Annotated in this window: 20 protein-coding genes; 12 read left to right on the forward strand and 8 right to left on the reverse strand. The window is 61.7% G+C overall.

All coding sequences use genetic code 11. The features are described 5' to 3' along the window. Positions 1-19: 19 nt before the first annotated feature. The 8 genes from KVQ74_RS17840 (at position 20) to KVQ74_RS17875 (ending at position 8,325) form a co-directional block, all read left to right on the forward strand. On the forward strand, positions 20-337 hold the full coding sequence (locus tag KVQ74_RS17840; protein ID WP_217832493.1) for a DUF2934 domain-containing protein: 318 nt from the start codon (positions 20-22) through the stop codon (positions 335-337). Between the two features lie 105 nt (positions 338-442). Continuing rightward, positions 443-2,602: a glycogen debranching protein GlgX gene (gene glgX / locus KVQ74_RS17845; protein WP_217832494.1), complete on the forward strand. Its 2,160-nt coding sequence runs from the start codon at positions 443-445 to the stop codon at positions 2,600-2,602. Between the two features lies 1 nt (position 2,603). Then, positions 2,604-3,602 carry an acyl-CoA dehydrogenase family protein gene (locus KVQ74_RS17850; RefSeq protein WP_217832495.1) on the forward strand — a complete coding sequence of 333 codons (999 nt, stop codon included), beginning with the start codon at positions 2,604-2,606 and terminating at the stop codon, positions 3,600-3,602. Beyond that, positions 3,599-4,357 (forward strand): PIG-L deacetylase family protein, encoded by a 759-nt coding sequence (locus KVQ74_RS17855; protein WP_217832496.1) that lies wholly within the window; start codon positions 3,599-3,601, stop codon positions 4,355-4,357. Before KVQ74_RS17850 ends, KVQ74_RS17855 begins: the two co-directional genes overlap by 4 nt. Beyond that, a complete protein-coding gene (locus KVQ74_RS17860; RefSeq protein ID WP_217832497.1) occupies positions 4,354-4,953 on the forward strand; it encodes an SAM-dependent methyltransferase in 600 nt (199 codons plus the stop codon). The genes KVQ74_RS17855 and KVQ74_RS17860 overlap by 4 nt, the downstream gene beginning before the upstream one ends. A 271-nt stretch (positions 4,954-5,224) precedes the next feature. Then, positions 5,225-5,983 (forward strand): PIG-L deacetylase family protein, encoded by a 759-nt coding sequence (locus KVQ74_RS17865; protein ID WP_217832498.1) that lies wholly within the window; start codon positions 5,225-5,227, stop codon positions 5,981-5,983. Positions 5,984-6,075: 92 nt separating this feature from the next. Next, complete coding sequence (locus KVQ74_RS17870; RefSeq protein WP_217832499.1) at positions 6,076-6,870, forward strand: endonuclease/exonuclease/phosphatase family protein; 795 nt, start codon at positions 6,076-6,078, stop codon at positions 6,868-6,870. Positions 6,871-7,254: 384 nt separating this feature from the next. After that, positions 7,255-8,325, forward strand: coding sequence for an autotransporter domain-containing protein (locus KVQ74_RS17875; protein WP_217832500.1), 1,071 nt, complete (start codon positions 7,255-7,257; stop codon positions 8,323-8,325). 78 nt (positions 8,326-8,403) lie between these two features. Here the strand turns inward: KVQ74_RS17875 and glgB are convergent, their stop codons facing one another. The 3 genes from glgB to KVQ74_RS17890 form a co-directional block, all read right to left on the reverse strand. Beyond that, complete coding sequence (glgB, locus tag KVQ74_RS17880; RefSeq protein WP_217832501.1) at positions 8,404-10,635, reverse strand: 1,4-alpha-glucan branching protein GlgB; 2,232 nt, start codon at positions 10,633-10,635, stop codon at positions 8,404-8,406. Positions 10,636-10,637: 2 nt separating this feature from the next. Continuing rightward, positions 10,638-13,979, reverse strand: coding sequence for a maltose alpha-D-glucosyltransferase (gene treS / locus KVQ74_RS17885; protein WP_217832502.1), 3,342 nt, complete (start codon positions 13,977-13,979; stop codon positions 10,638-10,640). Positions 13,980-14,144: 165 nt separating this feature from the next. Further along, complete coding sequence (locus tag KVQ74_RS17890; protein ID WP_217832503.1) at positions 14,145-16,142, reverse strand: alpha-1,4-glucan--maltose-1-phosphate maltosyltransferase; 1,998 nt, start codon at positions 16,140-16,142, stop codon at positions 14,145-14,147. A gap of 207 nt (positions 16,143-16,349) precedes the next feature. Here KVQ74_RS17890 and KVQ74_RS17895 point away from each other — a divergent pair, with 207 nt between their 5' ends. Beyond that, positions 16,350-16,514 carry a hypothetical protein gene (locus KVQ74_RS17895; protein ID WP_217832504.1) on the forward strand — a complete coding sequence of 55 codons (165 nt, stop codon included), beginning with the start codon at positions 16,350-16,352 and terminating at the stop codon, positions 16,512-16,514. An 83-nt stretch (positions 16,515-16,597) separates the two neighbouring features. Here KVQ74_RS17895 and KVQ74_RS17900 read toward each other — a convergent pair whose 3' ends face one another. Further along, positions 16,598-17,101: an MgtC/SapB family protein gene (locus tag KVQ74_RS17900; protein ID WP_217832505.1), complete on the reverse strand. Its 504-nt coding sequence runs from the start codon at positions 17,099-17,101 to the stop codon at positions 16,598-16,600. Positions 17,102-17,225: 124 nt separating this feature from the next. Here KVQ74_RS17900 and KVQ74_RS17905 point away from each other — a divergent pair, with 124 nt between their 5' ends. The 3 genes from KVQ74_RS17905 (at position 17,226) to mapR (ending at position 20,698) form a co-directional block, all read left to right on the forward strand. Then, entirely contained in the window at positions 17,226-17,459 is a 234-nt protein-coding gene (locus tag KVQ74_RS17905; RefSeq protein WP_217832506.1) for a DUF3203 family protein, read from the forward strand. Between the two features lie 195 nt (positions 17,460-17,654). Then, positions 17,655-19,085 carry a cytochrome c oxidase accessory protein CcoG gene (ccoG, locus tag KVQ74_RS17910; protein WP_217832507.1) on the forward strand — a complete coding sequence of 477 codons (1,431 nt, stop codon included), beginning with the start codon at positions 17,655-17,657 and terminating at the stop codon, positions 19,083-19,085. A gap of 203 nt (positions 19,086-19,288) precedes the next feature. Then, positions 19,289-20,698 carry a GntR family transcriptional regulator MpaR gene (mapR, locus tag KVQ74_RS17915; protein WP_217832508.1) on the forward strand — a complete coding sequence of 470 codons (1,410 nt, stop codon included), beginning with the start codon at positions 19,289-19,291 and terminating at the stop codon, positions 20,696-20,698. A 74-nt stretch (positions 20,699-20,772) separates the two neighbouring features. On the opposite strand, the gene KVQ74_RS17920 is transcribed toward mapR, so the two are convergent. The 4 genes from KVQ74_RS17920 to KVQ74_RS17935 all read right to left on the reverse strand — a co-directional run bounded on the left by KVQ74_RS17920 (position 20,773) and on the right by KVQ74_RS17935 (position 24,896). After that, positions 20,773-21,375, reverse strand: coding sequence for a hypothetical protein (locus KVQ74_RS17920; RefSeq protein ID WP_217832509.1), 603 nt, complete (start codon positions 21,373-21,375; stop codon positions 20,773-20,775). A gap of 58 nt (positions 21,376-21,433) precedes the next feature. Then, positions 21,434-21,604: a hypothetical protein gene (locus tag KVQ74_RS17925; protein ID WP_217832510.1), complete on the reverse strand. Its 171-nt coding sequence runs from the start codon at positions 21,602-21,604 to the stop codon at positions 21,434-21,436. A 298-nt stretch (positions 21,605-21,902) separates the two neighbouring features. Further along, on the reverse strand, positions 21,903-22,649 hold the full coding sequence (locus tag KVQ74_RS17930; protein ID WP_217832511.1) for an SDR family oxidoreductase: 747 nt from the start codon (positions 22,647-22,649) through the stop codon (positions 21,903-21,905). Between the two features lie 165 nt (positions 22,650-22,814). Continuing rightward, positions 22,815-24,896 carry a putative bifunctional diguanylate cyclase/phosphodiesterase gene (locus KVQ74_RS17935; RefSeq protein ID WP_217832512.1) on the reverse strand — a complete coding sequence of 694 codons (2,082 nt, stop codon included), beginning with the start codon at positions 24,894-24,896 and terminating at the stop codon, positions 22,815-22,817. Between the last annotated feature and the right edge of the window lie 47 nt (positions 24,897-24,943).

Below are 24,943 nucleotides of genomic sequence, written 5' to 3' on the forward strand. Positions count from 1 at the left end.
TCAGTTCAGGAGCATTGCGATGAGTACCGACGATAAACGCATCCGCGAATTCGCCTATCAGATCTGGGAATCCGAAGGTAAACCCGAAGGTCACGAAGCCCGCCACTGGGAGATGGCGCGCAAACTGGCCGAAGCTGAAGCGCTGGCCCCAAAGAAACCGCCGAAGGCTGCGGGCAGCAAGACGGCGAACGGCAAGGCCAGCGAGCCCAAGGCCGCCGCCGCAAAACCCAAGGCGACGACGAAGGCCAAGCCAGCCAGCGCCGCCAAAGTGCTGCCCCCGGGCGAGAAAGCCGCCGAGAAAAAGCCCCGCGCGCCACGCAAGCCGCCGGCGGTCTGACGCTTCTCCTCTCTTTGAATTGAATCAAACGTGTGGCGGGTTTACCCGCCACCAGGACTCGCTCGCCCTCGGAAAACAGACCCAAACGATTTTGCAGGAGCAATCATGACCCAACCGAAGAAAGCCGAACCCGCACCGCACGCCGAGCCTTCGAGAATCCGTGAAGGCCTGCCCTTCCCGCTCGGCGCGACCTGGGATGGTCTGGGGGTGAACTTTGCGCTGTTTTCCGCCAACGCCACCAAGGTCGAACTGTGTATTTTCGACGATGCCGGCGAAATCGAACTCGAACGCATCGAGTTGCCGGAATACACCGACGAAATCTTTCACGGCTACCTGCCCGACGCGCATCCGGGACTGGTCTACGGCTACCGCGTCCATGGCCCATACGACCCGGCCAACGGCCACCGCTTCAACCCCAACAAACTGCTGATCGACCCTTACGCCAAACAGTTGGTCGGCAAGTTGAAATGGTCGGAAGCGCTGTTCGGCTACACCATTGGCCACCCCGACGCCGACCTCAGTTTCGACGAGCGCGACAGCGCGCCCTTCGTCCCTAAATGCAAGGTCATTGACCCGGCGCACACCTGGGGCAACGACCATCGCGTCAGCGTGCCGTGGGACAAGACGATCATTTATGAAACCCACGTGCGCGGGATCAGCATGCGCCACCCCTCGGTGCCGGAAAACGTCCGTGGCACCTTCGCCGGGCTGATGGTCGACGACGTGCTCGAACACATTCGCAAGCTCGGCGTCTCGTCGGTGGAATTGCTGCCGATCCATGCCTTCGTCAACGACCAGCACCTGTTGCACAAGGGCATGACCAACTACTGGGGCTACAACAGCATCGCGTTTTTCGCCCCGGACCCGCGTTATCTGGCGAGCGGCAAGATCGCCGAGTTCAAGGAGATGGTCGCGCACCTGCACGAAGCCAATCTCGAAGTGATTCTCGACGTGGTCTACAACCACACCGCCGAGGGCAACGAACAAGGCCCGACCCTGTCCATGCGCGGCATCGACAACGCCTCGTACTACCGGCTGATGCCCAACGACAAGCGCTTCTACATCAACGATTCCGGCACCGGCAACACCCTCGACCTGAGCCACCCGTGCGTGCTGCAAATGGTCACCGACTCGTTGCGCTACTGGGCCAGCGAAATGCACGTCGACGGCTTCCGCTTCGACCTGGCGACCATTCTTGGGCGCTATCACGACGGCTTCGACGAACGCCACAGCTTCCTCGTCGCCTGCCGCCAGGACCCGGTGCTGCGCCAGGTGAAAATGATCGCCGAACCCTGGGACTGCGGCCCCGGCGGCTATCAGGTGGGCAACTTCCCGCCGGGGTGGGTGGAGTGGAACGACAAGTTCCGCGACACCGTCCGCGCGTTCTGGAAAGGCGATGAAGGCCAACTCGCCGACTTCGCCGCACGGATGACTGCCTCCGGTGAAATGTTCAACCAGCGCGGCCGCCGGCCGTATGCGTCGGTCAATTTCGTCACCGCCCACGACGGCTTCACCCTCAATGACCTGGTGTCGTACAACGACAAGCACAACGAGGCCAACGACGAGAACAATCAGGACGGCAGCAACAACAACCTGTCGTGGAACCACGGCGTCGAAGGCCCCACCGACGATCCGGAAATCAACGCGCTGCGCCATCGGCAGATGCGCAACTTCTTCGCCACCCTGCTGCTGGCCCAGGGCACGCCGATGCTGGTGGCCGGCGACGAGTTCGCCCGCACCCAGGACGGCAACAACAACGCCTATTGCCAGGACAGCGAGATCGGCTGGGTCAACTGGGACCTGAGCGAGGACGGCAAGGCCCTGCTCAAGTTCGTCAAACGCCTGATCAAGCTGCGCCTGACCTACCCGATCCTGCGGCGCGGGCGCTTCGTGGTCGGCGAATACAACGAGGACATCGGGGTCAAGGACGTGACCTGGCTGGCGCCGGATGGCACCGAGATGACCACCGAACACTGGCACGACGCGCACAACCGCTGCCTCGGCATGCTGCTCGATGGCCGCGCCCAGGAAACCGGGATTCGCCGCAAAGGCGCCGACGCCACGCTGCTGCTGGTGGTCAACGCCCATCACGACATCGTCAATTTCAGGTTGCCGGAAGTGCCCGAGGGCAGTTTCTGGACCTGCATGATCGACACCAACCAGCCGTCGATCCGGGGTCAGGAACGCTTTGAGTTCGGGCATGAATATTCGGTCACCGGGCGCTCGCTGCTGCTGTTCGAACTGCAACGCGAAGACGAGGACTGACATGGATCTGCACGAATATCTGCGCGAGCGCCCGCCGGACTTTGCCGACACTGAAGCCCTTGGGCGCGGTCTGCGGGAAATGGTCGAGGCCGGCCTCGATCAACTGCCGCTGCCCGGCAGTGGTCATACTCTGGAACGTTTTCAGCGCCTGGCCGAGGTCGGCGGCCATGACTTGGGGTTGTGCAAACTCTACGAGGGCCACACCGACGCGCTGGCGATCATCCAGCAGCTCGGCGGCTCGCCGACACCCGGCAGCACCTGGGGGATGTGGGCGGCAGAACCGCCGCAAGCACGGGTCAAGGTCAGCCCGAGCGGGCACATGGTCATACTGAACGGGCGCAAGGCCTGGTGCTCCGGCGCCGCCGTGCTCAGCCATGCGCTGCTGACAGCCTGGGATGAAGAAGGACGCCAGCAACTGGTGGCCGTGGCCCTCGATCAACCCGGCGTGCGCATCACCGATCAGGGCTGGCAAGCCGTCGGCATGGTTGCCACCGGCAGCATCGAGGTGCTGTTCGACGGCGCCGAGGGCCAGGCCATCGGCAACCCCGGCGATTACCTGCTCCGGCCAGGGTTCTGGCAAGGCGCAATCGGCATCGCCGCCTGCTGGTACGGCGCCGCGCAGCAGATCGCCGAACGCCTGCGCCGACACGGCGGGCAACGCGAAGAACCCCACGCCCTCGCCCATCTCGGCGCCGTCGACAGTGCCTTGCAGGCGGCGGCCGCCGTGCTGCGCTTCAGCGCCCTGCACATCGATACCCATCCCGAGGCCGATGCCGAGCTGCTGGCCCGCCGTGCGCGGGCGGTGGTCGAGCAGGCTGCCGAGCAGGTCATGCGTGACGTCGGCCGCGCCCTCGGGGCCGGGCCGTTCTGCCAGGATCGTCACTTCGCCCGCCTGAGCGCCGATCTGCCGGTGTTCCTGCGGCAAAGCCACGCCGAGCGCGATCTCGCCGTCCTCGGCCAATTGATTGCCGGCCAGCCCGGCGAGACATGGACGTTATGAAAACCAATCCGATCGTCGGTCAGGGTACGACCCTGCACCAGTGGCAAGGCTCGCGGCATCTGGCGGAACTGGACAGCATCGACATTCTCAGCCTGGTGCCGCCGGGGTGTCGCGCGGTCATCATCGCACCGCACCCGGACGACGAAGTGCTGGGTTGCGGCGGCCTGCTGCAACTGCTCGCCGCCGCCGGGCGTTCGCTGCAACTGATTTCAGTCACCGATGGCAGCGCCAGCCATCCCGGTTCCGACCGCTGGCCGGTGGAGCGCCTGAGCGTGGTTCGCCCACAGGAATCGGCCGAAGCCCTGCGCCGCCTCGGCCTGCCGATGCACCGTTTGCAATGGCTGCGCGGCGGCTTCGATGACACTCGGGTGGCGGCTCAGGAGGGGCAACTGCGCGACTTCATCGAGCGCTACCTGCGGCCGACCGACGTGATTTTCACCACCTGGAGCGAGGACGGTCATTGCGACCATGAAGCCTGCGGCCGGGCCAGTGCAGAAGCGGCCCGGCGCGTCGGTGCGCGCTGCCATGAACTGCCGGTCTGGACCTGGCATTGGGCAACCCCCGAAGACGCGTTCGTGCCCTGGCAACGGGCGCGCAAGATTGCCCTGACGCCGGCGCAGGTCGCCCGCAAGCGCCACGCCGTGCACGCCTTCGCCAGCCAGTTGGAGGGCGACCCCGAGGCGGGCCTGGGGCCGGTGCTGGCGCCCTATGTGCTGGATCGCCTGCTGCAACCGTTCGAAGTGGTGTTTCTGTGAGTGTCGAGGATCGCTATTTCGACGGTCTGTACGCCGGCAGCGATGATCCGTGGGCGTTTCGTCAGCGCTGGTACGAGCAGCGCAAACGCGCCATCACCCTCGCCGCCCTGCCACGCCCGCGTTATCGGTCGATCTTCGAACCCGGTTGCGCCAACGGTGAGCTGAGCGGCGAACTGGCGCAGCGTTGCGATCGCCTGTTGTGCTGCGACACCGCGACCGCTGCCGTGCAACTGGCGCAAATCCGCTTGAGCCTGTTCGACCATGCGCACGTGGAGCAAAGGCGCCTGCCTGCGGAGTGGCCGGAGGAAAAATTCGACCTGATCGTATTTAGCGAAATCGGCTACTACCTCGATAGCGCGGATCTGACAGCCGCGATCCAGCACATCGCCGACTCGCTCACGGCTGACGGTCAATTGCTGGCCTGCCACTGGCGACCGCCGATCGACGGCTGCCCGTTGAATGCCCGCCAGGTTCACGACCGGATCCACGAAACCCTGGGGTTGCCGCGGCTGGTGTTGCATCAGGAGGCGGATTTCATTCTGGAAATCTGGAGCCGCGAGCCACGGTCGGTGGCGGCGCTGGAAGGTTTGCGCTGAACGATGCGTCTGACGGGCAAAATCTCCTGTAATTGTTATGCAGGGGAAAGTTTTTACAGCCCCGTGCGAATTCAGCCACAGGTTGAATAAAAAAAAACGGATCAGTTCGATCTGCGACGCGACGAACCGCGTGTCTTGAGCAATACTCTGCGTCGCGGCAATCCAGGGTCAGGAGCGCCGCACGGCGATCAATTCGCCTTCAAGGGGTTCGGCACGTCCAGCGTTCATGGCGTGCGCGACCGAAGGCAGACAACACAAGGACGTATCCATCATGAAACCGTTTCCCCTGGGTGAAAGCAGCCTGCCGGCGCAAATCTGGAACAGCGCTGCGCAACTCGACAATATCCCCGTCATCAACACCCACAGTCTGGTCCCTGCCGGTGCCCGCGCGGTGGTCATCGCTCCGCACCCCGGTGATGAAGTGGTGACCTGCGGCGGCTTGCTGCAACTGCTGTCCAGCCTCGGCCACCCGCTGCAATTGCTGTCGATCACCGACGGCAGCGCCAGTCACCCCGGTTCGCGGCAGTGGTCGGAAAAACGCCTGAGCGTGTTCCGTCCCCAGGAAAGCGTCGAAGCCCTGCGGCGCCTGGGCTTGCCGATGCACAGCCTGAAATGGGTGCGCGGCGGTTTCACCGACAACGCCCTGAACGATCAGGAAGAGCCCCTGACGGAATTCATCGGCCGCTACCTGCGCCCCGGCGACGTGGTGTTCAGCACCTGGCGCGAGGACGGCAGCGACGACCATGAAGTGGTCGGCCGCGCCAGCGCCAAGGCCGCACAGCAGATCGGCGCCACCTATCACGACGTGCCGGTCTGGGCCTGGCACTGGCCGGAGCGCGATCAGGAGCTGATTCCCTGGCACCGGGCACGCAAGCTGCGCCTGGACACCTGGACCGTCGCGCGCAAGAGCCACGCCACCCACGCCTATGCCAGCCAGTTGAACGGCGAGCCGGCCATCGGCATCGCGCCGCTGCTGCCCCGGGTGATTCTGGAGCGCATGCGCCTGCCCTATGAAATCGTCTTCGTCTGAACAGCTACAGTGAAGGTTGCGGCGATTGCAACTGAACTGCGCGGTCACCCATCAGTCGCATGGAAAGGCAGTCATGATTCAGAGGAGCGAACGTGTCCAGCGATCCGAAGCGCCACGCCGAGGCGCAACCCTTGAACCCGTCAACCATCCATCGCCTGCGTGTCCTGACGGTCAACACCCACAAGGGATTCACCGCGCTCAATCGCCGTTTCATTCTCCCGGAGCTGCGCGAAGCGGTACGCAGCACGTCGGCCGACCTGGTGTTTCTCCAGGAAGTGGTGGGTGAGCATGAGCGGCACTCGAGCCGTTACAACGAATGGCCGCAGACTTCACAATACGAATTCCTCGCCGACAGCATGTGGAGCGATTTCGCCTACGGGCGCAACGCGGTCTATCCAGATGGCCATCACGGCAACGCGCTGCTGTCCAAATACCCGATCCGCGAATACCGCAACCTCGACGTCTCGATCACCGGTCCCGAGCGCCGAGGGTTGTTGCACTGTGTCCTGGATGTGCCGGGCCACACCGAAGTCCATGCGATCTGCGTGCACCTGAGCCTGCTGGAAAGCCATCGGCAATTGCAGTTGCAATTGCTCTGTCAGTTGCTCGAATCCCTGCCCGATGACGCCCCGGTGATCATTGCCGGCGACTTCAATGACTGGCAGCTTCAGGGCAATCAGGCCCTTTCGCGCCGCGACTATCTGCACGAAGCCTTCGAACGCCACCACGGGCGTCCGGCCAAGACTTACCCGGCACGTTTTCCGCTGCTGCGCCTGGACCGCATCTACCTGCGCAACGCCAGCAGCCATGACCCAAAGATCCTCGGCAACAAGCCGTGGACGCATCTGTCGGATCATTTGCCGCTGGCCGTCGAAGTGCATCTTTAAGAGCAGTTTTGACAGCAGTCCGCGCCGTCTCCCGGCATCGTCCAAAGCTGTACCCATCGACCGATTGTCGGCGGCGCAACGTCTCTGCCTCGGGGGTCGCGGCGCGTTTTTCCCTGCAAACAAGAACTTAGATATGTGCAGAAAAACAAACGCTTGCATCAGGTATTTTGCTCATACCGCTTATCGTCCAATTTCTTGACGCCGGGTCAACGGTCTTCTTAGCTCTAGCGTACTACCCCCGGAAAAAACACTTGGGGCCAGCCTTCGGACGCTCGCAAAACGGGCGGCTGAAGTCTTGCCTCGCTCCATTCGGTCGCCCCTCATTCGGGGTAGGAGAGACGCCAAATCGAGATACCGCATGCGATTGCTGCAAGGTAGACCTCCATGAGAACCTCACTCACCCAACACGAGATCAAAATCACTTTCTGCACCGTTTCAAGCTCCCTTCTGCTGTGCTCATCCATGGAGGCGCAGGCCGGCCCTGCGGCGGATGAGACGACACCCTGGTATCGAGCGGACGTGCCGGTCATGACCTTGCCGGCCACGGTCATCACGCCCGGCCCACAGCGTTTCAGCCCCCGCCCCGACTTGCAGGGCAGCAATCTCATCACCGAAGACCTGGCCCCCGGCGCCTGGGAACGCCTTTACGGGCAAAGCTCCCGCCAGGCGCAAATCGATGTGCTCAGCCCCACTCTGGCGATACCCGGCACGGGCGATTTCAAAGGCCCGGCGATCATGACCCTGCAAAGCAGCAGCGGCCACACCCAACAGATCGGGTTGATCGGCGGGGTCACCCAGATTCAGGGCAACAGCAACGGTTTGATCGCCACCCGCGCGCTCACCGATCCGACCACCGACACACTGAACATCCAGGGCCAGAGCCTCGGTGCCTATTACAGCCTGACCGGACCCCAGGGCTGGCACGTCGACCTGTCGGCCAGCGGTGGCCGGGTCAGCGGTTTCAGCCGTAACGAACAAGGCGCACGGCTGGCGACTGAGGGCAGCGCGATGACCCTGTCGGTGGAAGGTGGCTTTCCGATCGGATTGACCGAAAACTGGGTGGTGGAACCCCAGGCGCAATTGATCAATCAGCGCATCACCCTCGACACGCCCTACGCGGGGTCGGGCAACGCTTCGTCCAGCGATATTTCATCGTGGAGCGGCCGGGTCGGTGCGCGCTTGAAAGGCAGTTACGATCTCAATGGCCTGCCGGTCGAGCCTTACGTCAGGACCAACCTGTGGCACACGGTCTACACCGGCAACACGGTGACACTGGATCAGGTGGACAAGATCAGCAGCAGCCGCAAGTCCTCCACCGTCGAACTGGGCCTGGGCCTGGTGGCGCGGGTGACACCGACGGTGAGCCTGTACGTCAGCGCCGATTACAGCAGCGATGTGGATGACAATGATCTGAACGGGTTGATCGGCAGTCTCGGCGTGCGGATGCGGTGGTGAGGAAAAACACTCAAGCCACACCGAAGTCCTCTCAATGGGGGAGCGGGAAAGCCAGCTCCCTCATTGAGATCCGGTGAATCAACCCTCAGGCTTGAGGATCAACACCGCCAACGGCGGCAGGTTCAGCTCCAGTGACAACGCCTGGCCATGACTCGGCACCTCGTCGGCAAACGCCCCGCCACCATTGCCATAATTGGAGCCGGCATAGGTGTCGGCATCACTGTTGAACAATTCTTTCCAGCGCCCGGCAAACGGCACACCGACCCGATAAGCCTGACGCGGCACCGGGGTGAAGTTGGCGACCACCAGCACCGGCGTGCCCTCCTTACTCCAGCGCAGCCAGGCGTAAACGCTATTGATCGCGTCATCGCCAATCAGCCACTGGAAGCCCTGCGGCGCATCGTCCTGCTCGTGCAGCGCCGGCTCCTCGCGGTACAGACGGTTCAAGTCACCCACCAGTTTCTGCACGCCTTTGTGTTCCGAGTACTGCAGCAGATACCAGTCCAGTTGCTGGTCGTGATTCCACTCGCGCCACTGGCCGAATTCGCAGCCCATGAACAACAGTTTCTTGCCGGGATGGGTCCACATGAAGCTCAGGTAGGCACGCAGGTTGGCGAACTTTTGCCAGCGGTCGCCGGGCATCTTGTCGATCAGCGAGTGCTTGCCGTGGACCACTTCGTCGTGGGAAATCGGCAGGATGAAACGCTCGGACCAGGCGTAGACCAGGCCGAAACTCAGCTCGTTGTGATGATGGGCGCGGTACACCGGGTCCTGCTGGATGTAATGCAGCGAATCGTGCATCCAGCCCATGTTCCATTTGTAGGCGAACCCGAGGCCGCCCTGCTGGGTGCTCTGGCTGACACCGGGCCACGCCGTGGATTCTTCTGCGATGACCAGGGCGCCCGGCGCTTCCAGCGCCACCACGTCATTGAGGTGTCGAAGGAAGTCGATGGCTTCCAGGTTTTCCCGTCCGCCATGGCGGTTCGGCACCCATTCCCCGGCCTTGCGCGAATAGTCGCGATAAAGCATCGAGGCCACCGCGTCGACCCGCAAGCCGTCGACGTGGAAATGCTTCAACCAGTGCAGCCCCGACGCCAGCATGTAGCCATGCACCTCGGTGCGGCCGAGGTTGTAGATCAGCGTGTCCCAATCCTGATGAAAGCCCTCCAGCGGGTTGCCGTACTCATACAACGCCGTGCCGTCGAACTGCGCCAGTCCGTGGGTATCGGTCGGAAAATGCGCCGGCACCCAGTCAAGGATGACGCCGATTTCTGCCTGGTGGCAGGCGTTGACGAACGCCGCAAACTCGTCCGGCGAACCGTAACGCGCACTCGGCGCGAATTGTGACAGCAACTGATAACCCCACGAACCGCCGAACGGGTGTTCCATGATCGGCATGAGTTCGATGTGAGTGAAACCCAGCTCTTTCACATACGGAATCAGACGCTCGGCCAGCTCGGGCCAGGTGTATTGCCGGGCCACTTCACCCAGATCATCCAGCTCGCATTGCCAGGAGCCCGCGTGCAGTTCGTAGATCGACAGCGGCGCCGAATGCCGCTGACGCTCGACGCGCCCGCTCATCCAGTCCTGATCCTGCCAGTCGATTTGCAATGGCGAGGCGACCTTCGAGGCGGTGTCCGGCGGCAGGCTGGTGGCCAGCGCCATCGGATCGGCCTTCAACGGCAGGATGCCGTGCTGGCCGAGAATCTCATACTTGTACAGATCCCCCGCTTGCAGACGCGGAATGAACAATTCCCAGACCCCGGACGGATGCCGCGCGCGCATCGGATGACGGCGGCCGTCCCAGACGTTGAAATCCCCCACCACCGACACCCGCTTGGCATTCGGCGCCCACACGGCAAAGCGCACGCCGTCAACGCCGTCGACGGTTTTCAATTGCGCACCGAGGCAACTGCTCAGGTCACGGTGATTGCCTTCGGCGAACAGGTACAAATCCATTTCACCGAGCAACTGGCCGAAGCTGTAGGGATCTTCCGCGACCTGCTCGCCACCGGCCCAGCGCGTGCGCAAAAGATACGGCCGCGTCTGCTCGAAATGGCCGACGAACAGCCCCGGCGTTTCCGTCTGTTCCAGCGGGCCGCGCTCTTCGCCGGTGTCCTTGTCCAGTACCGAAACGCTCAACGCACCGGGCAGATAGGCACGAATGAATTGCCCGCCGACGCCATCGGCATGGGGACCGAGAACGGAAAACGGATCGTGGTGTTCAGCCCGTACCAGGGCGTCGATGTCCCGAGGCTTGGGCAACAATCGTTCTTTGACGTGACCCTGTTCCTTGTTCGAGAAACTCATGACTACTCTCCACCAAGATCGGAAAAGGGTTTAAGCCCCGTCAGTAACCCGTGCAGACCGTGCAACGGCACGGCCAGCCAGCTGGGGCGGTTTTCGGCTTCATAGGCCACTTCGTAGGCCGCTTTCTCCAGACCGAACAACGCCAGTGCGGCGTCGGCACCTTCAGGATCTTGCCAGGCATGTTCAAGACTAGCTGCCGCCCGGCGATATGCCTCGACAAATGCTTCACGGGCTTCACGCAGGTAACGTTCGGCCACTCGCTGACGCGCTGCTTCGGCCTCAGGGCTGTTGTCGACGTTATGCACATTGGCGGCCATCGCCGCAGCGTAATCGAAGGAGCGCAGCACCCCGCTGACGTCCTTGTACGGGCTGTGCTTGCCCCGACGTTCGGACAACGGCCGCGCCGGCTCGCCTTCGAAGTCGATCAGGTAGGCATCGCCCTTGATCACCAGCACCTGACCCAGATGCAGATCGCCGTGGACGCGAATGCGCAAGCCACCGACCGACCGCTTCGCCAGTTCCTGCACGTGGGCGAGGATGGCTTTCTTGTTGTCGAGCAGGCGCGTGACCAATGCCTGATCCGCCGCGCCGAGCTCCTGTTGATGCTGCTTGAGCAGCTTCAACGCATGCTCGACCTGGGCCGCGACGTCCTTGCCGGTGGCCTGCGCATCTTTGGCAGTGCAGATCTGCGGTGCAAAATCCGGATGGTCGGTCGGCGTCGCCAGCACCTGATGCATTTCCCCCAGGCGCTGGCCGAGCATGCCGGCAAAATCCCGTAACTCGCCGAGGGCGTTGTAGTGCTGCTCCTGCTCGGACATGGCATCGGCCAGCTCATCGCGCAGCGCCCGTTCGAGGTTGTTCTGCGTCCATTCCCACGCATCGCCCTGATTGCTCAGATAGCCTTGGGCAATCATCAGCAGAGTGTCTTCACCGTGGCCATCGCGACGGATCACCGAGCCCAGCAGCGGGGAGATATTGGCAAATCCGGCGGCCGTCAGGTAAGCGCTCATCTCCAGTTCCGGGTGTACGCCGCCAGCGACTTTACGGATCAGCTTAAGCACCAGACTGTTGCCGATCACCACCGAACTGTTGGACTGCTCGGCCGACAGATAACGCACCTCGGAATCGGCGCCGAGGCCCAGCGCCTCCAGCTGCGGCGTCGATTCGAAGCGGATCTCGCCTGCATCGCAGGCCAGCACCGTGTTCGCCTGCATGCCTTGCAGCACCGCACGAATGAACGCTTCCAGACTGAACGCATCGGTAATCAACCCGACCTGACGCACGCGTCTTACACGAGACAACGCCAATTGCTGCGGCAACGCCGGGCCGACCTGATCTTCGGAAATGAAGCCGAACGGCAGTTGATAGCGACTGGTCTGCCCGCCGCTGCTGACTTCGATTTCGCTCAGTAGCACCGGATGCTGCGCATCGCCGAAACGCACGCCGTACACCAGATTGACCTGCTCGATGGCCGCGTCCTTGCCGGCGAACCAGCGGCGGTTCTGCAACCAGCTCGGCAGGATGCCCTGCTCCAGCGTCGCACGGGACGGCGCTTCGAGCAGTTCTTCCATGCGCTTTTTCAGCACCAGCGTGGTGAAGTCCGGCAGGCTCTGCGCCGGTTCGACGTGCCAGCTCGGCATCTGGTTTTCCGCCGCCAGCACAAACCAATAGAAGCCGTACGGCGCCAGGGTCAGGAGGAAGTTCAGTTGGCCGATCGGCGGGAAGGCGTTACCGCCGAGCATCTCCACCGGCACCATGCCGACGTAGGCCGACAGGTCCAGCTCCGCCGCCTGCGCGCTGCGCGAGACGTTGGCCACGCACAGGATCACTTCATGCCGGCCATCGGCGTCGGTGAATTCACGGGTGTAGGCCAGAATCCGCCGGTTGCTCGGCGAGAGCATTTTCAGGCTGCCGCGACCAAAGGCCTTGGACTGCTTGCGCACCGCCAGCATGCGCCGCGTCCAGTTCAGCAGCGAGTGCGGATCGCCGGCCTGGGTTTCGACGTTGACCGACTGGTAACCATAGAGCGGGTCCATGATCGGCGGCAGCACCAGGCTGGCCGGATCGGCGCGGGAGAAGCCGCCATTGCGGTCGATCGACCACTGCATCGGCGTACGCACGCCGTCGCGGTCGCCAAGGTAGATGTTGTCGCCCATGCCGATTTCATCGCCGTAATACAGGGTCGGCGTGCCGGGCATCGACAGCAGCAGGCTGTTGAGCAATTCGACCCGACGCCGGTCGCGCTCCATCAATGGCGCGAGTCGGCGACGGATGCCCAGATTGATTCGCGCGCGGCGATCGGCGGCGTAGTAATTCCACAGGTAGTCACGTTCCTTGTCGGTGACCATCTCCAGGGTCAATTCATCGTGGTTGCGCAGGAAGATCGCCCACTGACAATTGGCCGGGATTTCCGGGGTCTGGCGCAGAATATCGGTGATCGGAAAGCGATCTTCCTGGGCCAGCGCCATGTACATGCGCGGCATCAGCGGGAAGTGAAACGCCATGTGGCATTCGTCGCCATTCACGCCTTGGGCGTCGGTGTCGCCGAAGTACAGCTGGGTGTCTTCCGGCCATTGGTTGGCTTCGGCCAGCAACATGCGGTCGGGGTAATTGGCGTCGATCTCGGCACGGATCTGCTTGAGGACGTCGTGGGTCTCCGGCAGGTTTTCGTTGTTGGTGCCGTCGCGCTCGATCAGGTACGGAATCGCGTCCAGCCGCAGGCCGTCGATGCCCATGTCCAGCCAGTAACGCATGACGTTGATGACCGCTTTCATCACCTGCGGGTTGTCGAAATTCAGGTCTGGCTGGTGCGAATAGAAACGGTGCCAAAAGTATTGCCCGGCCACCGGGTCCCAGGTCCAGTTGGACTTTTCGGTGTCGAGAAAAATGATCCGCGTGCCGTCGTATTTCTGGTCGTCATCCGACCACACATAAAAGTCGCGCGCCGCCGAACCGGGCTTGGCCTTGCGTGCGCGCTGGAACCACGGGTGCTGGTCGGAGGTGTGATTGATGACCAGCTCGGTGATGACCCGCAAGCCACGCTTGTGCGCCTCGGCGATAAAGCGTTTGGCATCGGCCATGGTGCCGTAGTCAGTGTGGACGCCTTTGTACTCGGCGATGTCATAACCGTCGTCGCGGCGTGGCGAAGGGTAGAACGGCAGCAGCCAGATGGTGTTGACGCCAAGTTCGGCGATGTAATCGAGTTTGGCAATCAGGCCGGGAAAATCGCCGATCCCGTCGTTGTTGGAGTCGAAATAGGATTTGACGTGAACCTGATAGATGACCGCGTCTTTGTACCAGAGCGGGTCCTTGATGAAGGTGGCTGATTTAGGTTTCTTCGCCATGTGAAACTCCTGGAAAAATCGTAAGAGCGACAACCACTCGAAGGGAGAAATGCGTTCCCCGTGGGAGCTGGCTTGCCTGCGAAAGCGTCGGGGCAGTCAACGAGGAGCCGGCTGACAAGCCGCTTTCGCAAGCCAGCCCGCTCCCACGCTTGATCGTCACCGGCCCTACGAACTGCTGATCCGCCAGATCCCGAACGGCTGATGCCACGGCTCGATCCGCATGAACTGGTACTTGCCGTGCCAGTCCCAGCGATGGCCGTTCATCAGGTCTTCGCCATGGGTGGTGGCATCGTCCGGCAGGCCCATTTCCCACAGCGGCAGCTCGAAATTCGCCTCCTGCGCGTTATGCGGATCAAGGCTGACCGCCACCAGAATGAAGTTGCTGCCATCGGCACTGCGCTTGCCGAAATACAGGATGTTGTCGTTCCACGCGTTATAGATGCTCAGGCCCAGATGGCTGTGCAACGCCGGGTTCTGCCGGCGGATGCGATTGAGCTGGGCGATCTCGGCAATGATGTTGCCCGGTGCATTGAAGTCGCGGACGCGGATTTCGTACTTCTCCGAATCGAGGTATTCCTCCTTGCCCGGCACCGGCGCCGACTCGCACAACTCGAACCCCGAATACATCCCCCACAGGCCCGAACCCATGGTCGCCAGCGCCGCGCGGATCAGAAAACCCGCCCGCCCCGACTCATGGAGGAACGCCGGGTTGATGTCCGGGGTATTGACGAAGAAGTTCGGCCGATAGCACTCGCGCCACGGCGATTGATTGAGTTCGCTGAAATACGTCGCCAGTTCAGCCTTGGTATTGCGCCAGGTGAAATAGGTGTAGCTCTGGGTATAACCGACCTTGCCCAAGCGCGCCATCATCGCCGGCGTGGTGAAGGCTTCGGCGAGGAAAATCACTTCCGGGTGCAAGGTGCGCACATCGGCGATCAACCACTGCCAGAACGGCAGCGGCTTGGTGTGCGGGTTGTCGACCCGAAAAATCTTCACCCCCTCCTGCACCCAGCCGACGACGATGTCGCGCAACTCGACCCACAGGCTGGGAATCGCTTCCGGCGCATAGAAATCGACGTTGACGATGTCCTGGTATTTCTTCGGCGGGTTTTCCGCGTATTTGATCGTGCCGTCCGGCCGCCAGTTGAACCAGCCCGGATGCTGCTTGAGCCACGGATGGTCCTGAGAACACTGAATGGCGAAATCGAGGGCGATTTCCAGGCCGTGCTCAGCGGCGGCGGCCACCAGTCGGCGGAAGTCTTCACGGGTGCCGAGCTGCGAGTGAATCGCTTCGTGCCCGCCCTCCTCGCTGCCGATCGCATAGGGGCTGCCGGGATCGTCGGGACCGGCGGTCAGCGAATTGTTGCGACCCTTGCGATGGCTGCGGCCAATCGGGTGGATCGGCGTGAAATACAGCACGTCGAAGCCCATGTCCTGAATCATCGGCAACCGCGAGTGAACGTCATTGAAGGTGCCGTGGCGGGCGGGATCGTCGGTGATCGAGCGGGGAAACAGCTCGTACCAACTGGCGAACTCGGCGAGTTCGCGCTCCACGTCCACAGGGAACTCGGCACTCAGGCTCAGGTAGGCCCGGTGATCGGCCTCGGCCATCAACTGCGCACTGCGCGAGTGCAGGAACAACGCGACCTGCTCGGTTTCGAGCAGGCCGGACAATTCGTGGTGCAGGGCCGCCAGTTGTTCGCTGAGCGGACCTTCGCTGCGTTCGGCGGCCTGCTGCACCATGCTTCGCCCTTCTTGCAGTTCAAGGCTGACCGGGACGGCGGCATTGTGCTTCTTCTCCAGTTCGTACTGGAAACTGGCGAACTGATCGATCCACGCCTCGATCAGAAACAGGTAGCGCCCCTGGCGCTCAGGCCGGAAGCGCCCCGCCCAGCCATTGTTGCCCTGATCGGCCATCACCTCGCTCTGCCAACTCTCGTCGCCGACTTCCCGCCAGCGAATCCGCACCGCCAGTTTGTCGTGGCCATCGGCGAATACCTTGCTGGTGACCGGCACCTCGCGCCCGACAATCGCCTTGACGGCAAACTGCCCGCCTTCGAGGGTCGGCATGGTGTCTTCAATGACAATGCGCGGCAGCAACAGCGCCTGGGACAGCGGAATATGCGGGTTGTAGCTTTGTTCGGAAGGTTTTTCAGCAGTCACTGAGCATCTCTCCTTAACGCCCCAAGGACGCTCGTTTGCCTGTTCGGCCTGATGAACTCACTTAGGTTCCGAGCGACCCTCACCGGCAAAAGTTCACCGCGATTGGCCGCGACTTTTCACCCGCCCAAAAAAGCGGATCGAATTCGCTGCGAGGTGGTCAACCCACTTAAGCACTTCTCACGCCATGTGCCACACGGAGGTCCACCTATGACTATCCCGATCCCGGCGGAAACGCCCGATCCCAACATCGACAAACCGGTCCTGCCCGAGACCGAACCGCAACCGATCCCCGAACAGGAACCACCGGGCACCACGCCACCACCGAAGGAAGAGCCGCCGACGACGATGCCGCCGGTGATTGTTTCGCCGTAGGGGTGGATCGTAACTGCCCGGGGTGACGTTTCTTCGAGCCAGGTGGATAGGTGATTCGTTCTGGATCGCTGGGTGAGGGGCAGTCAGTGCGGGGAATCGTCCTTCTCGAACACCTTCACGATCCTCGGCATCACACTGAAAATCCCCAACGCCAACAACGTACTGAGCACCGCCGTCGCCTCGCGCCCCAACCCGGCCGCGACGCCGATGGCGGCGGTCATCCATAGCCCGGCGGCGGTGGTCAGGCCCTTGACGTGGCCTTCGTCACCCTCATGGTTTTTCAGGATGGTGCCCGCCCCCAGAAACCCGATCCCGGCAATGACGCCCTGCACCACGCGGCTCATGGCGTCGGCCTGGGAGCCGGACAATTGCGGCACCAGCACAAACAGCGCCGCACCGAGAGCCACCAGCATGTGAGTCCGGACGCCAGCAGCCTTGCCCTTGTGTTCGCGCTCGAAGCCGAGAATCCCGCCCAGCAGCGCCGCCATCAACAGGCGCACGGTGATGCGGGTCAGTTGTGCGGCATCGCCAATGTCGGCGAACTCCGCTTGCAGGGTCACCCAGACTTCGTGCCACCAGGCGTCCATCGCGCTGTCCTTGTGAAAGGTTCGATAGACGGTGGACAGCGCCGACCATTAATCGGTTGCGTAGAACGATCATTCGCACCCGCGCCCTAACCTTTCAACATCCACTGGAAAAAAGGACAGCCCCATGAGCCTGCGCATCGAGAACCAGACCTGCTTTTTCGCCACCGAAAAGGGTGAGCAAATCCGTCTGTGCGGCGACCTGACCGTGATCACCGACAGCGAAAAGGCCATGTCGGCCGTGGAGATCGAGGGCCGGCGCATCTACATCACCGAAGCCGAGGCGGACGCGTTGACCGTCGCAGGTGCCACCGACGGTCGCAAACACCTGAAAGCCGATAGCGGTGATTCGGTGATTTGACTGACCCCGGTCAACGTGCATCGCAGGCGTCTGGGATAGGCGTCCGCGCCCCGTCGGCCGGGCTGCTTCAAGTTGTCGCAGGCGTTGCGTAAAAATCCATCTGATACGCTTTTTATTGAAATACCTGAGTCTGTTATGCAAACAGATCGGCGCTCATAGTGCTCTGGCCTGATGGAGGCTGATGAGCTAAAGACCATGAGCGAACAAATCCCCGTCCGAACCGTAGAAGCAACGCCAACCATTAAAAAAGTGCCGGCCCGTCCAATGAAGACGAAGGCCGCCTCCAGCGACAACCAGATCTTCACCCGCAGCTTCACCGGCCTGTTCCGAACCCTGCGCATGAGCGGCGCGGGGTTTCTGTTTTTGCTGTTCTTCGGCACCGTCTGGCTGAACTGGGGCGGTCGCCAGGCCGTACTCTGGGATCTTTCCGAAAGCAAATTCCATATCTTCGGTGCGACGTTCTGGCCGCAGGATTTCATTCTGCTGTCGGCACTGCTGATCATCGCCGCGTTCGGCCTGTTCGCGATCACCGTGTTCGCCGGGCGGGTCTGGTGCGGTTACACCTGCCCACAGAGTTCGTGGACGTGGATTTTCATGTGGTGCGAGAAGATCACCGAGGGTGAGCGCAACCAGCGGATCAAGCTGCAAGCCGCACCGTGGAGCCTGAACAAACTGGCCCGGCGCGCAGCCAAGCACAGCCTTTGGCTGGCAATCAGCGTACTGACCGGCCTGACCTTCGTCGGTTACTTCGCGCCGATCCGGCCATTGGCCGAGGAACTGCTGACCCTGCAGATCGGCGGCGTCAGCCTGTTCTGGGTGCTGTTCTTTACCGCCGCCACCTACATCAACGCCGGTTGGCTGCGCGAAGCAGTGTGCATGCACATGTGTCCGTATGCGCGGTTCCAGAGCGTGATGTTCGACAAGGACACCCTGGCGATTTCCTACGACGTGGCCCGTGGTGAAAACCGTGGCCCGCGCAAACGCGAGGTCAAACCCGCCGAGGCCGGCCTCGGTGACTGCATCGACTGTCAGCTGTGTGTGCAGGTGTGTCCGACCGGCATCGACATCCGCGACGGTCTGCAAATGGAGTGCATCGGTTGCGCCGCGTGCATCGATGCCTGCGACTCGATCATGGACAAGATGAACTATCCGCGCGGCCTGATCCGCTACACCTCCGAGCGCGAGTTGCAGGGTGGCAAGACGCACCTGCTGCGACCCCGCTTGATCGGTTACGTCGCGGTGCTGGTGGTGATGATCGGCGCGCTGGCCCTGGCGCTGGCCGAACGACCGATGGTGTCGCTGGACGTGACCAAGGATCGCGGGCTGTTCCGTGAAAACGGCCAGGGCCAGATCGAGAACATCTACACCCTCAAGGTGATCAACAAGACCCAGCAGCGCCAGGAATACAACCTGAGCCTGGTCGATGGCGATGGCTTTCAGCTGCAAGGCAAGACCGACCTGAGTCTGGCGCCCGGCGAAATTGTCGACGTGCCAGTGTCGGTGGCGATGACCACGGATCGTCCGGCCAGCAGTTCGCAGACCTTGAGCTTCAAGATTGCCGATAGCGATGAGCCTGAGGTTTACAGCGTGGCCAAAAGCAGGTTTGTGGCGCCGATGAATCGCTGAGCCGCTAGAATCCCCCCTCACCTCAACCCCCTCCCCAAAGTGGGCGAGGGGGAAAGGGAGCTGATTTGCTGGCTGTTCAAACCTGAGTTCAACTCGATATTTCAGGTCGATAATTTTCTGCAGCAACCCTCGGTCAGTCCCCTCTCCCTCCGGGAGAGGCTCAGGGTGAGGGGCTTTTTTCCATACCAGCCACAAGGCCATCGATGAAACGCTACGAAAAATTCGCCGACGACATCGCTGAACTGATCCGCTCCGGCGTCCTCGGCCCCGGCCAGCGGGTGCCCTCGGTGCGCTACGCCAGCCAGACCTACGGCGTCAGCCCGTCCACGGTGTTCCAGGCCTACTACCTGCTCGAACGCCGGGGCCTGATCCGCGCCCGGCCGCGCTCGGGCTACTTCGTCAATGCCCACGCGCCGAGTCCGTTCTCGGAGCCGGTGATCAGCAGCCAGGTCAACGAGTCCACCGAAGTCGACGTCAGCGAACTGGTGTTCTCGGTGCTGGAGTCCATCAAGGACCCAAGCACCGTGCCCTTCGGTTCGGCGTTCCCCAGCCCGACCCTGTTCCCGCTGCAACGCCTGTCGCGTTCACTGGCGAGTGCAGCGCGGGAGATGGATCCGCGCATGGTGGTCACCGACATGTCGCCGGGCAACCCGCAACTGCGTCGGCAGATCGCCCTGCGCTACATGGTCGGCGGGTTGATGCTGCCGATGGAAGAACTGTTGATCACCAACGGCGCTCTTGAAGCGCTGAACCTGTGCCTGCAAGCGGTGACCGAACCCGGCGATCTGGTCGCCATCGAAGCCCCGGCGTTTTACGCCAGCCTGCAAGTGCTGGAGCGGTTGAAACTCAAGGCCGTGGAAATTCCCGTGCATCCACGGGACGGCATCGATCTCGGCGTGCTCGCCCAGACCCTTGAGCGCCATCCGATCAAGGCGTGCTGGTGCATGACCAGTTTCCAGAACCCGATGGGGGCGACCATGCCCGAGGCGAAGAAACAGGAGCTGGTCGAGCTGCTGCGCCGGCATCAGGTGCCGCTGATTGAGGATGACGTCTACGCCGAGCTGTATTACGGCCAGCAAGCGCCGAAACCGGCCAAGGCGTTCGACACCGAAGGTCTGGTGATGCATTGCGGCTCGTTCGCCAAGAGCCTGGCCCCCGGCTACCGCATCGGTTGGGTCGCCGCCGGCCGTTACGCGCAAAAGATCGAGCGGCTGAAACTGATGACCTCGCTGTGCGCCTCGATGCCGGCCCAGGCCGCCATCGCCGACTACCTGCAACACGGCGGCTACGACCGTCACCTGCGCAAATTGCGCTACGCCCTGGAAGAACAGCAAAGCGCCATGCTTGCGGCCATCGCCCGCTACTTCCCGGCGCAGACCCGGGTCAGCCAACCGGCCGGCGGCTACTTTCTGTGGCTGGAACTGCCACCGCAGATGGACTCGCTGAAGTTGTTCCAGATGGCCCTGGCGCAAGGCATCAGTATCGCGCCAGGACCGATTTTTTCACCGGCCCAACGCTTTCGAAACTGCATTCGTCTGAACTATGGCAGCCCGTGGACCGAGGACTCGGAAAAAGCGATGGAAACATTGGGGCGAATTGTGCGGTCGTTCTGAACCCGCCACTGCCCAAATAAAAAAGTCCTGCCGATCACTATCGGCAGGACTTTTCAATCACGCATTCAAACGACTCAATCAGACGGATCGTTCGATAACGGAACGTCTTTCACCTGTATATCGAAGTTCACACCGAACGGATCGTGCAGCAGGTGCTGCCCCTCAATCCGGGTTTGCGAAAAGTAGCGTTGATTATCCAGTTCCAGACGGCCAGGTTGCTCGTAGAGATAAATCGGCCCCTTGATCTCATTGTCCGAAGACGCTTTTTTCGCGACGTTCAACATCCTGACAGTCCCGGGAGAAACACTTTCCAGGAAAAACCGGGTCGGCTCGGTTCGATCAACGACCACCCATTGCTTTTCAAATGTCTGTTGCCCCTGCCCATCCCGAATGTTCTCCATGCTCAAGAGTTTTCCAAGAAACATCCCTGGCGTGGCCACACGCAGCGTGTAACGTTCTTCTTCAGAGTGAAAGTTGATCAACAACGGCTCAGTGTCTTCCCTGTCAGCGACTGTCAGGAAGCCGCCTTCATTCTGCAACTGGCGGTTATATTCCGCGCGCTGAGCCGGCGTCAGACGCTTGCGCTTCAGCCTGGCCTCCATCAACTGATAGTTCAGAACCAACGGCTTGCCTTTATAAAAAAGGTTGGCCTTGAACGATTTTTTCGGGCTTTCCATACTTACCACACTTCCATTTCAATATCAGGTAATTATCAAAAAACAATAAATAACTTAATTATTTATCTTCAGAAACAACTTCGCGCTTGCGGCGCTCAAGAATAAACTTGTCCGCCAGATCGGCAATAATCTTCAAAATTTCCGGCGGCATGGTCAGCGTAAAAGTCTTGGTCAGGGTTTTCGCCACGAAATCACTCCACAGCGCTACTTCATCTTCATAAAGATCCATTTTCAAACTCCTTTTCATTAATATTTAAACCTTGCTCGCTGCAAGGCAAACAAAGAATATCCAACGAGCAGATTCAACTCAACAGCCGACCATGGAACTTACCGTACAAATAATTTCAGGCTCAAACATATCAAACAGTGCAACTAACAACTTACAAAGAAGATACCCAGCAAATACGGGACTGCAAAACAAAAAACCACCTCCCCTTTTACATCAAGGGAGATGGTTTCGCTATTTATTTAAAAATTTAACAACGCTGAACAATAGCCCCGGCGTTAAAGATGAACAGCCAGAAGGACTAGCGCCCGCCACCCAGGTCGACAAACGTTCCCGTCGCATACGAGGCCTTGTCCGACAGCAACCAGACAATCGCTTCCGCCACTTCATCCGGCCGGCCGCCACGGGCCATCGGGATGGCCGATTCCAGTTTGCTGACCCGGTCCGGGTCGCCGCTCAAGGCGTGGAAATCGGTGTAGATGTAGCCCGGACGCACCGCGTTGACCCGAATCCCCTCGCCCGCCACTTCCTTGGACAAGCCGATGGTGAAGGTGTCGAGCGCGCCTTTGGAAGCGGCGTAGTCGACGTACTCATTGGGCGAGCCCAGGCGCGCAGCGACCGAAGACACGTTGACGATGCTGCCGCCCTGCCCGCCGTGCTTGGGCGACATGCGCAGGATCGCATGCTTGGCGCAGAGAATCGGCGCCAGAACGTTGGTCTTCATGATTTTGAGAATGCGGAATTCGGACATTTCGTCGACCCGCGATTTGTGCCCGACGGTGCCGGCGTTGTTCACCAGAGCGGTGACCCGGCCCAGTTCGGTGTCGACCCGGTGAAACAGGGCGACCACTTCGTCTTCGATACTGACATCGGCGCGGACCGCAATGGCTTGGGCGCCCAGTGCGCGGACTTGCTCCAGCACGCTTTGCGCGGCCTGTTCGTCCGCCTGGTAGTTGATGCAGATCCGATAGCCTTGCTCAGCAGCCAACAGCGCGGTGGCGGCCCCGATTCCGCGCCCGCCGCCGGTGATCACAATGACTTTATCCATGCTGGCCTTCCCCCAAATGCACTCGTAACAGTCGGGGGGAAGAATAACCGTCATTGCCGGGTTTTGCATAAGTCTGTGCCGGCAGACATGACGCCTTCGCGGGCAACCGCTCACGCAAGATCCCGGGGAGCGCGGCTTGCCCGTGCAGAACGATGACTCGGTGGGTCAGACCGCCGTCAGGCGCTTGTCCCGCGTCACGCTCTGGATAAAGCGATCCGCCGGCATCGGATGGCCGAGCAGGTAGCCTTGCAGGGAATCACAGCCCAGTTGCGTCAGGAAGTCCTGCTGCACGCCGGTTTCGACACCTTCGGCAACAATTCGCAGCCCCAGGGCCTGCCCCAGCGCGACAATCGCCGAAACGATGGCGGCGTCATCGCTGTCGCGCTCCAGGTCGCGCACGAAACCGCGATCGATTTTCAGCTCATTGGCCGGCAGACGCTTGAGGTACATCAGGCTCGAATAACCGGTGCCGAAATCGTCGATCGACAAATCGACGCCCATGTCGGACAGCTCTTGCAGCACCGTCATGCTCGCATCGGCGTCGCTCATGGCGGTGGTTTCGGTGATTTCCAGGGTCAGGCTGTTGGCCGGCAAATGGTGGGTCGCCAGCGCATTCGCCACGCTCTGCACCAGTCCCGCGTGGCAGAACTGCAACGCCGACAGGTTCACCGCGATACGCCAGTCGGTATGGCCGAGGACGTACCACTCGCGCATCTGCCGGCAGGCTTCATTGAGCACCCAATCGCCGATGGGGATGATCAGGCCGGTTTTTTCCGCCAGATCGATGAACTTGTCCGGCATCAGCATGCCGTGGGTCGGATGCTCCCAGCGCAGCAGCGCCTCGGCTCCTACCGGAAGACCGTCGGCGGCATCGAACTTGGGCTGGTAATGCAGGCTGAATTCATTGTGTTCCAGTGCCGCGCGCAGGTCCTGCAACAGTTGCAGTTGCTTGCGCGCGTTGTTGTTCATCGACGCGTCGAAGAAGCTGTAGCCGTTCTTGCCGCCGCCCTTGGCGTGGTACATCGCGGCGTCGGCGTTCATCAGCAGTTCCTGGGCGTTCTGGCCGTTGCCGGGGAACAGCGCGATGCCGACGCTGGCGGAAATCTGCAAATCGTGATCGGCCACCCGGAACGACTGCGCAATCAACCCGACCTGGCGCGCCGCCAGACCCAGTGCGTCGTTGGGCTCGTTGAGGCGCACCAGCAGGACAAATTCATCGCCGCCGATCCGCGCCAGCGTGTCGAGGCTGCGCAGGTCCTCACGCAGACGCACCGCCACTTCGCGTAACAACTGATCGCCCATGTGATGGCCGAAAGCGTCGTTGACCGGTTTGAAGCCGTCCAGATCGATGAACATCAGCGCAAAACAACCACCCTGCTCGTTGACCTTCTTCATCGCCTGATTGATCCGGTCGTCCAGCAACAGGCGATTGGGCAGACCGGTGAGGGTGTCGTGCAGCGCCAGTTGGGTCAGTTCACGGTTGGCGACGGTCAGCGAATGGGCCAGATCGGCGGTGCGTGCTTCGAGGCGCGCGTCGAGGATCGACGTCAGCAAGGCGATGGTTAGCACCGCCAGGGTGGTGATCAGCACCAGATTATCGAGGCCGTTGCCGTTCAGGCCGCTGAGCGCCGCGCCGCAGAAGCTGCCTTCGGGAAAACGCGCCGCCGCCATGCCGGTGTAATGCATGCCGACGATCGCCACGCCCATGACAATCGCTGCCCCGGCACGGAACAGCCGCACGTAAGGCGACTGCTGACGCAGGCGAAAGGCGATCCACAACGCCGCCGCCGACGCCCCGACAGCAATGAGCAAAGAAGCGCCGAACAGGGTCGGGTCGTAGTCGATACCCGGCTGCATGCGCATGGCCGCCATGCCGGTGTAATGCATGGTGCTGATGCCGGCGCCCATGATCAAGGCGCCGAAGGCCAGTTGCCACGCGGGCAGTTTCGGTTGGCTGACCAGCCACAAGGCAAAGCCGCAGGACAACACCGCGATCAACAGCGACAGGGCCGTGAGCCCGGTGTCATAACCCAGGCTGATCGGCAGCTTGAAGGCCAGCATGCCGATGAAGTGCATCGACCAGACACCGACGCCCATGGCAAACGCGCCACCGGCCGTCCACAAATGCACGGCACGTCCCTTGGCGGTGGCAATGCGCCCGGTGAGATCGAGAGCGGTGTACGACGCGAGGATCGCCACACACAGCGAAATAAAAACCAGCGTGAAGGAATAGTTACCGATGAGCATGGGAGTTCTCGTGACCACCCCACCGTAGCGCGTCCGTTCTCGGCGAG

Origin of the sequence: Pseudomonas botevensis (assembly GCF_019145475.1) — a bacterium.
Lineage (GTDB): Bacteria > Pseudomonadota > Gammaproteobacteria > Pseudomonadales > Pseudomonadaceae > Aquipseudomonas > Aquipseudomonas botevensis.

Coding starts and splice junctions, on each gene's coding strand:
- KVQ74_RS17840 (WP_217832493.1), top strand. CDS start 20: ATGAGTACCGACGATAAACGCATCCGCGAATTCGCCTATCAGATCTGG.
- glgX (WP_217832494.1), top strand. CDS start 443: ATGACCCAACCGAAGAAAGCCGAACCCGCACCGCACGCCGAGCCTTCG.
- KVQ74_RS17850 (WP_217832495.1), top strand. CDS start 2,604: ATGGATCTGCACGAATATCTGCGCGAGCGCCCGCCGGACTTTGCCGAC.
- KVQ74_RS17855 (WP_217832496.1), top strand. CDS start 3,599: ATGAAAACCAATCCGATCGTCGGTCAGGGTACGACCCTGCACCAGTGG.
- KVQ74_RS17865 (WP_217832498.1), top strand. CDS start 5,225: ATGAAACCGTTTCCCCTGGGTGAAAGCAGCCTGCCGGCGCAAATCTGG.
- KVQ74_RS17875 (WP_217832500.1), top strand. CDS start 7,255: ATGAGAACCTCACTCACCCAACACGAGATCAAAATCACTTTCTGCACC.
- glgB (WP_217832501.1), bottom strand. CDS start 10,635: ATGAGTTTCTCGAACAAGGAACAGGGTCACGTCAAAGAACGATTGTTG.
- treS (WP_217832502.1), bottom strand. CDS start 13,979: ATGGCGAAGAAACCTAAATCAGCCACCTTCATCAAGGACCCGCTCTGG.
- KVQ74_RS17895 (WP_217832504.1), top strand. CDS start 16,350: ATGACTATCCCGATCCCGGCGGAAACGCCCGATCCCAACATCGACAAA.
- KVQ74_RS17900 (WP_217832505.1), bottom strand. CDS start 17,101: ATGGACGCCTGGTGGCACGAAGTCTGGGTGACCCTGCAAGCGGAGTTC.
- KVQ74_RS17905 (WP_217832506.1), top strand. CDS start 17,226: ATGAGCCTGCGCATCGAGAACCAGACCTGCTTTTTCGCCACCGAAAAG.
- ccoG (WP_217832507.1), top strand. CDS start 17,655: ATGAGCGAACAAATCCCCGTCCGAACCGTAGAAGCAACGCCAACCATT.
- mapR (WP_217832508.1), top strand. CDS start 19,289: ATGAAACGCTACGAAAAATTCGCCGACGACATCGCTGAACTGATCCGC.
- KVQ74_RS17920 (WP_217832509.1), bottom strand. CDS start 21,375: ATGGAAAGCCCGAAAAAATCGTTCAAGGCCAACCTTTTTTATAAAGGC.
- KVQ74_RS17925 (WP_217832510.1), bottom strand. CDS start 21,604: ATGGATCTTTATGAAGATGAAGTAGCGCTGTGGAGTGATTTCGTGGCG.
- KVQ74_RS17930 (WP_217832511.1), bottom strand. CDS start 22,649: ATGGATAAAGTCATTGTGATCACCGGCGGCGGGCGCGGAATCGGGGCC.
- KVQ74_RS17935 (WP_217832512.1), bottom strand. CDS start 24,896: ATGCTCATCGGTAACTATTCCTTCACGCTGGTTTTTATTTCGCTGTGT.